Source organism: Oerskovia sp. NPDC060338 (assembly GCF_042726295.1).
In the GTDB taxonomy this organism is placed as follows: Bacteria; Actinomycetota; Actinomycetes; order Actinomycetales; family Cellulomonadaceae; genus Oerskovia; species Oerskovia merdavium.
On the sequence record NZ_JBHXCQ010000003.1, the window covers coordinates 174,062 to 186,597 of the forward strand.

Sequence of the window (12,536 nt, forward strand, 5' to 3'; positions counted from 1 at the left end):
CCCGCCCGCACCCCGGGGTGAGCCGCGTCCGGAACGGACGTGCCGCCGTCGGGCACCACTGCTCCGACACGTCCCGGCCGACCGCGAGGAAACTGTGGACCTCGCCCACGCGACGTGGCACCGTCGAAGACATGAGCACCGCAGCACCCCCTGAGCCTCCGTCCTCCACCCCGCGCGCGTCCCACGCCGAACGCGCGTCGTCGTTCGGCGCAGGTGCCGACGACTACCGGGCCGTCCGCCCCTCCTACCCTGACGCCGCGATCGACTGGATGCTGCCCGCCGGGGCCCGCCACGTGCTCGACCTCGCGGCAGGGACGGGCAAGCTCACCGAGAGGCTGGTCGCGCGCGGCCTCCACGTGACCGCCGTCGAGCCCTCGGACGGCATGCGCGCCCAGCTCAAGGACGCCGTGCCCGGCGCCCACGTCCTGCCCGGCACGGCCGAACGCATCCCGCTCGAGGACGGGAGCGTCGACGCGGTCCTCGTGGCCCAGGCCTGGCACTGGTTCGACGTCGCGACGGCCGTCCCGGAGATCGCGCGCGTGCTGCGCCCCGGCGGCCGGCTCGGCGTCGTCTGGAACGTCCGCGACCACACGGTCGACTGGGTCGAGCGCTTCACCGAGATCATCCACCGCGGCGACTCGCTCGAGCCCGTCCACCGGACCCCGCAGCTCGACGGGGTCGACGAGTCCTTCACGCCGCTCGAGCACGCGACCTTCGACTGGGCCGACCACCTCCCCGCCGCAAGCCTCCGGACGCTCGCCGCGACCCGGAGCCATCTGCTCACGCTGCCGCCCGCCGAGCGAGACGAGCTGCTCGACGCCGTCGACCACCTCGCGGCGACCCACCCCGCGCTCGCGGGGCTCACCGAGGTCGACCTCCCCTATCGCGCCGAGTGCTGGCGCGCGGACCGCACCGACCGCGCGGTCGACGAGTGAGCGCGCAGCCCGAGGACCCCGGCGTCTCGGTCGTCCGGCTCGCACCCGGCCCCGTCACGCCCGACGACGTCCGCACCGCCGCACGCTGGCTCGCCGACGGCGTGGGTCGCCATCCGGACGCCGCGTTCGACGCGCAGGCCGGGCCCGTGCGGTGGTCGTGCTGGGCGACGGCCGAGCACGTCGTCGACGACCTCCTCGCCTACGCGCTCCAGGTCGCAGGGCTTCCCCTGCTCGACTACCTGCCGCTCGCCGGCCCCAAGGGCGAGGACGAGATCGCGCACGTCAAGCGCGAGGCGGGCCCGCCCGGGATGGCCGAGGTGCTCCTCGCGGGCGGCGAGCTCCTCGCCGCCCAGGTGGGCGCCCGTCCGGACACGGCCCGCGCCTACCACCCGTACGGGCTCTCGGACCCGCAGGGGTTCGCGGCCATGGGGATCGTCGAGATCCTCGTGCACGGGCGCGACATCCTCGAAGGGCTCACGGGTATCGCCCCCGACCTTCCCGAGGGCCTCAGCACCCGCGTGCTCGCGCGGCTCTTCCCCGACCTGCCGGACGCGAGCCGCGAGCTCCCGGCAGCACAGGTGCTCGTGTGGGCGACGGGTCGCTGCGAGCTCCCCGGACTCGCGCGCCGCACCCGCTGGCGCTGGGACGCGACCGTCCGGTAGCGCGCGTCGAGCGGTGCCCGGTCTGCCCGGGCACCGCTCGGTACATCAGCAGGCCGGCTCACTCCCCCGCGTCGAGCGCGGGCTCGGCAGCTCGCCACCCGTCTCAGGTCAGCGCCAGCACCGCCACGAGCGAGGTGCCGGTCACGACGGCGGCCGACGCCGTCCCGAGCACGAGCGCGCGCCGACCCGTGCGGACCAGGTGGGCGACGTCGACCCCCAGCCCCATCGCGAACATCGCCGCGGTGAAGAGCAGCGTCGTGACCACGGTCGTCACCTCCACGACCGACGCGGGCAGCAGACCGGTGCTGCGCACCAGCACGGCCACGAGGAAGCCCACGACGAACAGGGGCACCGGCGGCGTCCTGCGGGCCGCACGGGCCCCCGTGGCGGGCTCGACGTCCGCGGGGCGCGCCACGCGCTGGCTGCGCGCCCGCAGCACCCCGGCCCCCGCCACGAGGGGCGCGAGCAGCACGACGCGGGCGAGCTTGCTCACGGTCGCGGTCGCGAGCGCGGCCGCGGAGATCGCGCCACCTGCGGTCACGACCTGCGCGACCTCCTGGACGCTCGCCCCGATCCAGAGCCCGGCGCGGTCGTCGGCGAGCCCGAGCAGCCCGGCGAGCCAGGGCAGCACGAAGATCGCGAGCGAGCCGAAGATCGTCACGAGCGCGAGCGCGGTCGCCACGGCGTCGTCGGCGTCGCGGCGCGACTCGTCGTCGTCGCCTCCTCCGACCACGCCCTGCATGGCCGAGATCGCGGCCGCGCCGCAGATCGAGAACCCGGTCGCGACGAGCAGCGACGTCACGCGCGGGACACGCAGCACGCGCCCCAGGGCGAGCGTCGCGCTGAACGTCACGGCGACCGTGATCGCCACGACCGCGAGGCCGCGCCAGCCGAGCGCGAGCACCTCGGGCAGCGAGAGCTGGAGCCCCAGGAGGACCACGCCTGCGCGCAGGACGCGCATCGCGGTCCACCGGGTCCCTTCCTGAGTCCGGTTGGTGAGGGCTTCCGCCCACCGCGCGGCACGCGTCGTCTGCCCGACGGCGCCGCTCGCCCCGCGCGCGCGGCGCAGGCTTCCGAGCACCGAGCCGACGACGGCACCGACGAGCAGGGACAGCACGAGGGGCGAGAGCGGGACCACCTGCGCGAGAAGGTAGGCGACGACGGTCGCGAGCGCGCAGAACGCGAGCCCGGGGGCTGCGCGGCGGATCCAGGGAGCCGAGGCGGTGGCCTCGGTCGAGGGGGCGGGCGTGGTGGGCCGGCGGGCGGCGTGGTCGACGCCCGGGGTGGGGGTGTCGAGGTCGGTCGTGGGGGTCATGTTCTCAATGTGCCGCGCCGGCCCTCTCGTCAGAAGGCCCACCTGACGACCGAGCCATAGGATGAACCTATGGCCGCGAGCACCCCGCAGACACCTGCGAGCCCCCCTCCCCCACGTCGGGACCGGACCTCGCTCGGGCTCCTGGAGCTGCTCGTCGCGACCGACAGCCACGGCTCGATCAGCGCCGCGGCGCGTGCGCTGGGCATCTCCCAGCCGAGCGCCTCGGCCGGCATGCGGCGCCTCGAGAGGCACCTGGGGCTCGAGCTCGTCGCCCGCTCGACGCGCGGGGCCCGCCTCACCGAGACCGGGCGCGCGACCGCGACCTGGGCCCGCGAGGTCGTCGACGCCTCGGACCGGTTCGAGACCGCGGCCGCGGCGCTGCGCGAGGCACCCTCGGCCCGGATACGGCTCGCGGCCAGCCTGACGATCGCCGAGTACCTCGCCCCTCGCTGGCTCGCGACGCTCGCGCTCGACGGCCTCACCCCGGTGCCCGGGGCCGGTGCGGGTCTGCCGGCGGGGCAGGGCGGCGCGTCGGGGCAACGCGGACCGTCGGAGGCCGCCCGCGGGCCGTCCTCTCCCGACGTCGAGCTGCTCGTGCGCAACTCTCGGGCCGTCATGGAGCTCGTCCTGTCGGACGACGCCGAGCTCGGCTTCATCGAGAGCTCGACCATGCGTCGCGGGCTGCGCAGCCGGACCCTGGCCCACGACGAGCTGGTCGTGGTCGTCGCGGCGGCGCACCCGTGGGCCGGACGCCGGCGTCGCACCGCGACGGTCGAGGAGCTGCTGAGCGGTGGGCTCGTCGTCCGTGAGCGCGGCTCAGGAACGCGCGAGACGCTCGAGAAGTCGCTCGTGGCGGCCGGCGCCCGCCTCCCGGACCACCTGCCCTACCTGGGCTCGACCGCGTCGCTCAAGACCGCGGTCCAGTACGGCGGCGCGGTCGCGGTGCTTTCCCGGTTGACGGTCGCGGACGACCTGGCTCGTGGCACGCTCGCCGAGATCCAGGTGCCCGGCCTGGGGCTCTCGAGGCGGCTCCGGATGATCTGGAAGGACGGCACCGAGCTCTCGGCGGCGGCCAGGCGGATCGCGGCGGTCGCGGCCGGTAGCGGCCGGTAGCGCAGGGGCACCGCACCCGAGGGCCGGGCGGTAGGCCTCCGACCTCCGGCCCCCTTCGCCCGGCCACCGGCCACTAGCCAACGCGAGGTAGAACGTGCTGCGCGAGGTAGGACGCGTCGCGCACTACCTCGCGCAGGACGTTCTACCTCGCGCCCGGCAAGACGTCGCACCTCGCACCGCAGGACGGGCGGCACGCGCAGAAGTCCGACGGTCAGCGCCCCGCGAGCACCAGGTCGCCGACCTCGTCGAGAGTCGCCACGACGTGCACCCCCGCCGCACGCGCGGCCTCGGGGTCCTCCTCGTGCGGGCCACCACGCCGGGTGCCCGGACGGTCGATCCACACGCCCGTCAGGCCTGCAGCGGCCGCGGCCCGCGCGTCGACATCGAGCTCGTCGCCCACGTAGACCGTGCGCGCCGGGTCCGTGCCCAGGCGCGCGCACGCCTCGACGAAGACCCGCGGGTCCGGCTTGCCGAATCCCAGGGTGTCGACGCCCACGAGCATGGGCACGTCCGAGAGCCCCGACCGGGTCAGCTTGTCCGTCTGGAGCGCGACCGACGCGTTGGACAGCGCACCCACCTTGACCCCTGCGGCGGCGAGCCGCGCGAGGACCGGTGCGGCGTCGTCGTGCGCGCGCCAGCTCTCCTCGAAGGTGCCCCAGAAGACCGCCTTCCACGCCGCGTACCCGTCCTCGTCGAGGACCACTCCGCCGAACGTCTCCTGCAGCTCGTTCGCGCGCAGCATGCGCTGGCCGTCGAACGTCAGCTCCCCGCGCGTGTACGCCCGGTACCAGCCGTGCGGGTCGCTGCGCCACAGCGCGAGGACCTCCCCGTACCTCTCGACCGGCATGTGGGGCAGGTACACCTCGCACACCGCGTCGATCGCGCGCGCGAACGCGCCGCGGGTGTCGACGAGCGTGTCGTCGACGTCGAACAGGACACCGTCAACGCCGTCGACACCGTCGACACCGTCGACAGCAGCGCCGGGCGCGACGTCCCCCGCGAGCGGAGCGACGCCGTCGGGAAGCGAGGGCAGCACCGTGCCGGGCGCCGGCTCGGGCGCGGTCACAGCGACGCGCGCAGCGTCCGCAGACGCGCCAGGGTGGACTCCTTGCCGAGGATCTCCATCGACTCGAACAGCGGCGGCGACACGCGACGTCCCGTCACGGCCACGCGCAGCGGCGTGAACGCGAAGCGGGGCTTGATGCCCAGCTCCTCGACCAGGACGGCCTTGAGCGCCTCCTGGACCGGGTCCGTCGAGAAGTCCTCCAGGGCGTCGAGCACGCGGATCGCGGCGTCGAGCACGGCCGGCGCCTCCTCGCGCAGCGCGGCGCGCGCCTCGTCCTCGACGGGCACGGCGTCGTCGGCCACGAACAGGAAGCCGAGCATGCCCTTGGCCTCGCCGAGCAGGACCATGCGCTCCTGCACGAGCGGCGCACCCGCCGTGACGAGCGCCTGGTGCTCGGCCGAGAGGTCCGCGAACGAGTCGGCCGGGACGAACCCGCCCTGGTGCAGGTACGGGACCAGGCGGTCGCGGAAGTCCTCGGGCGCCAGCAGGCGCAGGTGCGTCGCGTTGATCGCCTCGGCCTTCTTGAGGTCGAAGCGGGCGGGGTTGGGGTTGACATCGGCGACGTCGAACGCCGCGACCATCTCCTCGACCGTGAAGATGTCGTTGTCCGCCGAGATGCTCCAGCCCAGCAGCGCGAGGTAGTTGAGCAGGCCCTCGGGCGTGAAGCCGCGCTCCTTGTGCAGGAACAGGTTGGACTCGGGGTCACGCTTGGAGAGCTTCTTGTTGCCCTCGCCCATGACGTAGGGCAGGTGGCCGAACTGGGGCATGACGTGCGCGACGCCCAGCTCGAGCAGCGCGCGGTACAGGACGACCTGGCGCGGGGTCGAGGACAGCAGGTCCTCGCCGCGCAGCACGTGCGTGATGCCCATGAGGGCGTCGTCGACCGGGTTGACCAGCGTGTACAGGGGCTGGCCGTTGCCGCGCACGATCACGTAGTCCGGGACCGAGCCCGCACCGAACGAGATCTCGCCGCGCACCAGGTCCGTGAACGCCACGTCGGTGTCCGGCATGCGCATGCGCAGCACGGGCTCGCGGCCCTCGGCGCGGAACGCGGCCTTCTGCTCGTCGGTCAGCGTGCGGTCGAACCCGTCGTAGCCCATGGCCTTGGGCCGACCGGCCGCGACGTTGCGCGCCTCGATCTCCTCGGGCGTCGAGAAGGACTCGTACGCGTAGCCGCCCTCGACGAGCCGACGGATGACGTCCTGGTAGATGTCACCGCGCTGCGACTGGCGGTAGGGCTCGTGCGGACCGCCGACCTCGACGCCCTCGTCCCAGTCCATGCCGAGCCAGCGCAGCGCCTCGAGGAGCTGCTGGTAGCTCTCCTCGGAGTCGCGCGCGGCGTCGGTGTCCTCGATGCGGAAGACGAACGTCCCGCCCACGTGCCGGGCGTACGCCCAGTTGAACAGCGCCGTGCGGATGAGGCCGACGTGCGGCGTGCCGGTGGGCGACGGGCAGAAGCGGACGCGGACGGGCGAGGAACCAGGTGCAGGGATCACGTCCCACAGCCTATCGCCGCTGGGTCGCCGGGACCGTGCGCTGCCCGTCGCCGGGCACCCGGCACGCCCCGCGGGCACAATCGCGTACATGTCCTCCTCCGCGCAGTCCACGCCCGGCCCGGGCCGCACCGGCGCGAGCGAGCTCATCGCCGACGCGCTCGCCGCGGTCCACGAGGCGTTCCGCGACCTCGACGAGGGCACGGTCGCGACGTACATCCCCGAGCTCGCCACGGCCGACCGCTCGCTGTTCGGCGTGGCCCTCGCAGGAGTCACGGGCAGCATCTACACCGCGGGCGACGCGGACGCCCCCTTCACCATCCAGTCGCTGTCCAAGCCGTTCGTGTTCGCCCTGGCCCTCATGGACCGCGGGCTCGCCGAGGTCCTCGAGCACGTGGGCGCCGAGCCGAGCGGCGAGGGGTTCAACTCGATCCGCCTCGATCCCGTCACGGGGCGCCCGCCCAACCCGATGGTCAACGCGGGCGCGATCGTCACGACGTCCCTGGTCCGCGGGGCCTCCGAGGAGGAGCGCTTCGCGCGCATCCTCGACCTGCTCGGCGCGTTCGCGGGCCGCCCGCTCGACGTCGACGGGCGCGTCTACGTGAGCGAGTCCGAGACCGGGGACCGCAACCGCGCGATCGCCTACCTCATGCACAGCACGGGTGCGCTCACCGCGGACGTCGAGTCCACGCTCGACACCTACTTCCGCCAGTGCTCGGTGCTCGTCACGGCCCGGGACCTCGCGGTGATGTCGGCGACGCTCGCGAACGGGGGCGTCAACCCGGTCTCGGGCGAACGTGTGGTCGACGAGGTCGTGACCGAGTGGGTCCTGGCCGTCATGGCCACGAGCGGGATGTACGACTACGCGGGCGAGTGGCTGCTGCGGGCCGGGCTGCCGGCCAAGAGCGGCGTCTCGGGCGGGCTCGTGTCGGTCGGTGTGGGGCAGTTCGGCCTGGGCCTGTTCAGCCCGCCGCTCGACGCGCGCGGCAACAGCGTGCGCTCGGTCGCGGCGGCGCAGGAGATCTCCCGGCAGTTCGACCTGCACCTCATGCACCGCCCCGACCGCGACGTGCCGACGCTCTACCGGAGCACGCGCGCCGACCGCCTGCGCCAGCTCGCGCACCGCACGCCGTCCCAGCTCCGCCGCCTGCGGGACCTGGGCTCGGCGATCTCGGTGCGGGCCGTCCAGGGCACGGTCGAGTTCGCGGCGGCCGAGACGATCCTGCGCTCGGTCGACGAGCTGCCGTCGCCCCTGCCGAGCGGCGAGCGGTGGCTGATCCTGGACCTGCACCGCACGTCTCGTGTCGTGACGCTCGGGGCACAGCTCCTGCGCGGGCTCGTCACACGCCTGCAGGGGCAGGGCGTGCACGTCGTGGTGGTCGACCCGTTCGAGCGCGGCTTGCTGCCAGGCGTCGACGGGGAGTTCACGACGTTCGAGGACGCGCAGCGCTGGTGCGAGGACCGGCTGCTCGACGCGGCCCGGGCCGCCTGACCCGGGTCGCGCGACCGGGGCCGCCGTCGCAGCGGACGGAGAGATCGCAGCGGACGGAGAGGAGGTCGCCGCCCCGCGCGGGACGGCGACCTCCTCCGACGACCACGACGGTCAGGAGCCGTCAGCTCCGCCGGACCACCGGGTTCGCGAGCACGCCCAGGCCCTCGACCTCGCACTCGACGCGGTCGCCCGCCTCGATGCGGCCGACGCCTGCGGGCGTGCCCGTGAGGATGACGTCGCCCGGGAGCAGCGTGAACGCCTCGGAGATGTACGACACCAGGTACGGGATGTCGAAGATCATGTCGCGCGTGCGGCCGTCCTGGCGGATCTCGCCGTTGACGCGCGAGCGCACCGCGACGTCGTCGATGTCGAGGTCGGTGTCGATCCACGGGCCGAGCGGGCAGGCCGAGTCGAAGCCCTTGGCGCGGGCCCACTGACCGTCGGTGCGCTGGGCGTCGCGCGCGGTCACGTCGTTCGCGATCGTGTAGCCCAGGATGTACGACGCCGCGTGCTCGGGGCTCACGTCCTTGGCCATGCGGCCGATCACGACCGCGAGCTCGGCCTCGTAGCTGACCTCCTCGGAGAAGTCGGGCAGCACGATGGGGTCGTCCGGACCCACGACCGAGGTGTTGGGCTTGAAGAAGATGAGCGGCGACGTCGGGACGTCGTTGCCCATCTCCGCGGCGTGGGCCGCGTAGTTGCGTCCGACCGCGACCACCTTGGAGCGCGGGATCACGGGCGCGAGGAGGCGGACGCCGTCCCCGAGCTCGATCCGTTCGCCCGTCGGCAGGACGGGCATGTAGAGGGGGTCGCCGTTGAGGACGGCGAGGTAGGTCTTGCCCGCCTCCTCCTGCACGAGGGCGTAGCGGGGGTCTTCTCCGGTGGTGAATCTGGCGATGCGCACGAGCCCAGCCTACCGACGAGAAGGCCGCGGCCCCCTGGGCAGGGGTCCGCGGCCTTCTCGTGGTGGTCGTGCTGGTGCGTGCGGGGCGTGGCGTCCGCGGGTCCGTCGGCTCGCCTCCGGCGCGGGGACGTGACCCGACGGCGGCGCTAGACCCGGGCGAGCACCTCGCCGTTGAGGACGGCGAACCATCCTGCGGGCTCCTCGGCCCAGCGCAGCCACTCCTGCGCGAGCTGTTCGAGGGCGACGTCGTCCGCGAGCGCCGACTCCTTGGCCTGGACGGCGAAGTTGGAGGCGATGCAGCGCTCGGCCCACAGGCCGCCCCACCAGGCGCGGTCGGCGGGGGTCGAGTAGCACCAGACCCCGGCGGACGGCACGATCCCGGCGGGGTCGAACCCGGCCTCCTGCACCCAGGCGAGGAGGCGCCGGCCCGCGTCGGCCTGGTAGCCGTAGGCGTGCGTGACCTCGTGGTAGAGCTCGTTCCACTCGGTGAGGCCCGCCGACTCGGGGTACCAGGTCATGGCGGCGTAGTCGGCGTCGCGCACGGCGACGAGGCCGCCGGGCTTGGCGACGCGCTTCATCTCGCGCAGCGCGGCGAGCGGGTCGGACAGGTGCTGGAGGAGCTGGTGGGCGAACACGACGTCGAACGTGTCGTCCGCGAACGGCAGCTCGTAGGCGTTGGCCTGCTGGAACGAGACGTTGCTCAGCCCGGAACCGGCGGCGAGCTCACGGGCGCTGTCGAGCACCGCGGCCGAGGCGTCGACGCCGATCACGGTGCCTCCGGGAACGTGCCGCGCGAGGTCGACGGTCACGGTCGCGGGGCCGCAGCCGACGTCGAGGATCGCGTGGTTGGGGCGCAGGTGCGGCAGGAGGAACCCGGCGGAGTTCTCCGCGGTGCGCCACCGGTGCGAACGCAGGACGGACTCGTGGTGGCCGTGGGTGTACGACTCGGACTCCATGCTGGGAGTGCTGCCCAGGGCCCCGGTGGGGGCGTCGGGCGCGTGGGTGTCGGCCGCGGCGTCGACGGTGACGTCCTGGTCCGGCGTGGGGGTGTGGGTCATGCTTGCACGGTAGAACGCTTCCACGGTTACCACAGCCCCGTTCTCACATCATGGGCGGTGGAGGGTCGGGGTGCGGGTCGCACGTCGTCGCGAGGCCCTGTCGGGTGCCGCCGCGTCCGGTGCGTCCCGCACGCGCGGAGCGCTCCCGGGGGCAGGATTCTCCCGTGACCACACCCGCGGCCGAACTGTCCCTCCCGAGCCTCGCGACGCCGTCGGGCGGGTTCTGGCGGCGGCACGCCGACCTGCTCCTGCCTGCGGGAGACCGCGTCCCCGGGGTGGACCTGGCGCGCGGCCTGGCGATCCTGGGGATGTTCGCGGCGCACGTGGGCGTGACGTCGGACGACTTCGCGACCGGCGAGGGGTGGCTCTCGCTCGTGCACGGCCGGTCCTCGATCCTGTTCGCCCTGGTCGCGGGCGTCTCGCTCGCGCTCGTCTCGGGGCGCCGCACCCCGCTGGTCGGCGTGCCGGCGCTCCAGGCGCGCACGCGGATCCTGGTGCGAGCCGTGCTGCTCCTCGCGATCGCGGGGCTGCTCGACCTGCTGGGAACGCCGGTCGCGCTGATCCTGGGCTTCTACGCGGCGTACTTCGTCCTGGCGCTGCCGTTCCTGCGGTGGTCGCCGCCCCGGCTCGCGGGACTCGCGCTCGTCGTGGCGGTCGTGGGGCCACCGGTCGCGTACTGGCTGCCCGAGGTCATGCTGCGGGCCGAGCTCTGGCTGCCGATGGACGGTTCGGGCGCTCTGACGGACTTCCTCCTGACGGGCACGTACCCGGCCGCCGTGTGGATGGCGTTCGTGCTCGGGGGGCTCGCGGTCGGGCGCCTCGACCTGGCCTCGCGCCGTCTGCAGGTGTCGTTGCTCGCGGGCGGCCTCGTGACGTCGCTCGCCGCCTACATGGCGTCGGCGCTCGTCACGGGTGGCTGGCTGACGGCGGTGCTCGCGGGGAGCGGCCCGGCGGCACGGATCGAGCAGCAGGCCGCGGACGCGTCGGGCATCTACCAGCCCGAGCCGCTGCCGTGGTCGTCCCCCCTGCCGACGTCGGACTACCTGTGGCTCGCCGGGCCGCACACGAACACCACGCTCGAGGTCCTGGGCTCGGGTGGGTTCGCGCTCGCGGTCCTGGGGCTGTGCCTCCTGCTCGGGTCGAGCCGTGCGGTGCTGCGTGTCCTGGCCCCGCTCGCGGCCGTGGGGTCCATGGCCCTGACGGTGTACTGCCTGCAGGTCCTCGCGATCTGGGCGTGGGAGGACCAGCTCATGAGCGCGACCGGCAACGGCGAGCTCGCGCTGCTCGTCGTGGCGAGCCTGGTCTTCGCGACGGTGTGGCGCTGGGCGCTGGGGCGCGGTCCGCTCGAACGGTTCGTGGGCTGGGTGGCCGGGCGTGCGGCGTCGATCCCCGCGGCACCGGCGCCGGATCCCACCAGCCGGGACGACGGCCCGACGGCGTCGCCCACCCCGCGAGGCGACGTACAGTCGGGCGCATGACGACGTCTTCACCCATCGCCCCTGTCCGCCCCGAGGTCCGTCGCCTCGGCTCGTCCGGCCTCGCGGTCTCCGCGATCGGCCTGGGCTGCAACAACCTGGGCCGCCCGCGCACCGCGACCGAGACCCTCGAGGGCTCGACGGCCCTGATCGACGCCGCGCTCGACGCGGGCATCACGTTCTTCGACGTCGCAGACGTCTACGGCGCCCGCCCCGGCCTGAGCGAGGAGCTGCTCGGCAAGGCGCTGGGCAGCCGCCGCGACGACGTGGTGGTCGCGACCAAGTTCGGCATGCCCATGCATGGCGCGAACGGCGAGGACTTCCGGGCACGCGGCTCGCGCCGGTACGTCGTCAAGGCCGTCGAGGCGTCGCTGCGGCGCCTCGGGACCGACTGGATCGACCTCTACCAGTTCCACACGCCGGACAAGCGCACGCCCGTCGAGGAGACGCTGTCCGCGCTCGACGACCTGGTCCGTGCGGGCAAGGTCCGCTACGTGGGGCACTCGAACCGTGCGGGGTGGCAGATCGCCGACGCCGAGTACCAGGCGCGCCTGGCGGGCACCGTCCGCTTCGTGTCGGCGCAGAACCAGTACAACCTGATCGACCGCGAGGCCGAGCTCGAGGTCCTGCCCGCCGCGAAGGCGTACGGGCTGGGCGTGCTGCCGTTCTTCCCGCTCGCGAACGGCCTGCTGACGGGCAAGTACGCGGACGGCACGGGGCCCGACGACGGCCGTCTGGTCCACAGCAAGCCGCACCTCCTCGAGTCCGCGCCCTGGCAGGCGCTGAAGGCGCTCCACACGTTCGCGCGCGAGCGCGGCGTGACCGAGGTCGAGGTCGCGTTCGGGTGGCTGCTGGCCCAGCCGCAGGTGTCGAGCGTCATCGCGGGCGCCACGCGCCCCGAGCAGGTCCGGCAGAACGCCGCGGCCGGGGCCTGGGTGCCGAGCGCCGACGACCTCTCCGCCCTGGACGCGATCTTCCCGCCTGCTCGCAAGGTCGCGCCGTTCTGAGCGCCCCCTGCCCTAG

Annotated in this window: 11 protein-coding genes; 6 read left to right on the forward strand and 5 right to left on the reverse strand. The window is 74.0% G+C overall.

Annotation, left to right across the window (positions count from 1 at the left end):
* Positions 1-131: 131 nt before the first annotated feature.
* Positions 132-935: a class I SAM-dependent methyltransferase gene (locus ACFWGN_RS04905; protein WP_377615943.1), complete on the forward strand. Its 804-nt coding sequence runs from the start codon at positions 132-134 to the stop codon at positions 933-935.
* Positions 932-1,597, forward strand: a complete 666-nt coding sequence (locus ACFWGN_RS04910) for a hypothetical protein (protein WP_191803190.1) — start codon at positions 932-934, stop codon at positions 1,595-1,597. The genes ACFWGN_RS04905 and ACFWGN_RS04910 overlap by 4 nt, the downstream gene beginning before the upstream one ends.
* A gap of 103 nt (positions 1,598-1,700) precedes the next feature.
* On the opposite strand, the gene ACFWGN_RS04915 is transcribed toward ACFWGN_RS04910, so the two are convergent.
* Complete coding sequence (locus tag ACFWGN_RS04915; protein WP_377615944.1) at positions 1,701-2,912, reverse strand: YeiH family protein; 1,212 nt, start codon at positions 2,910-2,912, stop codon at positions 1,701-1,703.
* A gap of 69 nt (positions 2,913-2,981) precedes the next feature.
* On the opposite strand from ACFWGN_RS04915, the gene ACFWGN_RS04920 reads away from it, so the two are divergent.
* Positions 2,982-4,025, forward strand: coding sequence for a LysR family transcriptional regulator (locus ACFWGN_RS04920; RefSeq protein WP_377615945.1), 1,044 nt, complete (start codon positions 2,982-2,984; stop codon positions 4,023-4,025).
* Between the two features lie 211 nt (positions 4,026-4,236).
* On the opposite strand, the gene ACFWGN_RS04925 is transcribed toward ACFWGN_RS04920, so the two are convergent.
* Both ACFWGN_RS04925 and gltX read right to left on the reverse strand, forming a co-directional pair.
* Positions 4,237-5,091: an HAD family hydrolase gene (locus tag ACFWGN_RS04925; protein WP_377615946.1), complete on the reverse strand. Its 855-nt coding sequence runs from the start codon at positions 5,089-5,091 to the stop codon at positions 4,237-4,239.
* Positions 5,088-6,587: a glutamate--tRNA ligase gene (gene gltX, locus ACFWGN_RS04930; protein ID WP_377615947.1), complete on the reverse strand. Its 1,500-nt coding sequence runs from the start codon at positions 6,585-6,587 to the stop codon at positions 5,088-5,090. Before gltX ends, ACFWGN_RS04925 begins: the two co-directional genes overlap by 4 nt.
* Positions 6,588-6,675: 88 nt before the next feature.
* Between gltX and glsA the strand changes: the two genes are divergently transcribed.
* A complete protein-coding gene (gene glsA, locus ACFWGN_RS04935) occupies positions 6,676-8,076 on the forward strand; it encodes a glutaminase A (RefSeq protein WP_377615948.1) in 1,401 nt (466 codons plus the stop codon).
* A gap of 121 nt (positions 8,077-8,197) precedes the next feature.
* Here glsA and ACFWGN_RS04940 read toward each other — a convergent pair whose 3' ends face one another.
* Positions 8,198-8,980 (reverse strand): fumarylacetoacetate hydrolase family protein, encoded by a 783-nt coding sequence (locus ACFWGN_RS04940; RefSeq protein WP_191803205.1) that lies wholly within the window; start codon positions 8,978-8,980, stop codon positions 8,198-8,200.
* A 146-nt stretch (positions 8,981-9,126) separates the two neighbouring features.
* The gene (locus ACFWGN_RS04945; RefSeq protein WP_225220271.1) at positions 9,127-9,936 is read right to left on the reverse strand and encodes a class I SAM-dependent methyltransferase; all 810 of its coding nucleotides are present in this window, start codon (positions 9,934-9,936) and stop codon (positions 9,127-9,129) included.
* Between the two features lie 266 nt (positions 9,937-10,202).
* Between ACFWGN_RS04945 and ACFWGN_RS04950 the strand changes: the two genes are divergently transcribed.
* Positions 10,203-11,516 (forward strand): heparan-alpha-glucosaminide N-acetyltransferase domain-containing protein, encoded by a 1,314-nt coding sequence (locus tag ACFWGN_RS04950; protein ID WP_377615949.1) that lies wholly within the window; start codon positions 10,203-10,205, stop codon positions 11,514-11,516.
* Entirely contained in the window at positions 11,513-12,520 is a 1,008-nt protein-coding gene (locus tag ACFWGN_RS04955) for an aldo/keto reductase (RefSeq protein WP_377615950.1), read from the forward strand. Before ACFWGN_RS04950 ends, ACFWGN_RS04955 begins: the two co-directional genes overlap by 4 nt.
* Positions 12,521-12,536 lie beyond the last annotated feature (16 nt).

Bases quoted from the DNA above. Each gene is read 5' to 3' on its own strand.
- ACFWGN_RS04915 (WP_377615944.1), bottom strand. From the start codon at position 2,912: ATGACCCCCACGACCGACCTCGACACCCCCACCCCGGGCGTCGACCAC.
- glsA (WP_377615948.1), top strand. From the start codon at position 6,676: ATGTCCTCCTCCGCGCAGTCCACGCCCGGCCCGGGCCGCACCGGCGCG.
- ACFWGN_RS04945 (WP_225220271.1), bottom strand. From the start codon at position 9,936: ATGGAGTCCGAGTCGTACACCCACGGCCACCACGAGTCCGTCCTGCGT.
- ACFWGN_RS04905 (WP_377615943.1), top strand. From the start codon at position 132: ATGAGCACCGCAGCACCCCCTGAGCCTCCGTCCTCCACCCCGCGCGCG.
- ACFWGN_RS04955 (WP_377615950.1), top strand. From the start codon at position 11,513: ATGACGACGTCTTCACCCATCGCCCCTGTCCGCCCCGAGGTCCGTCGC.
- ACFWGN_RS04920 (WP_377615945.1), top strand. From the start codon at position 2,982: ATGGCCGCGAGCACCCCGCAGACACCTGCGAGCCCCCCTCCCCCACGT.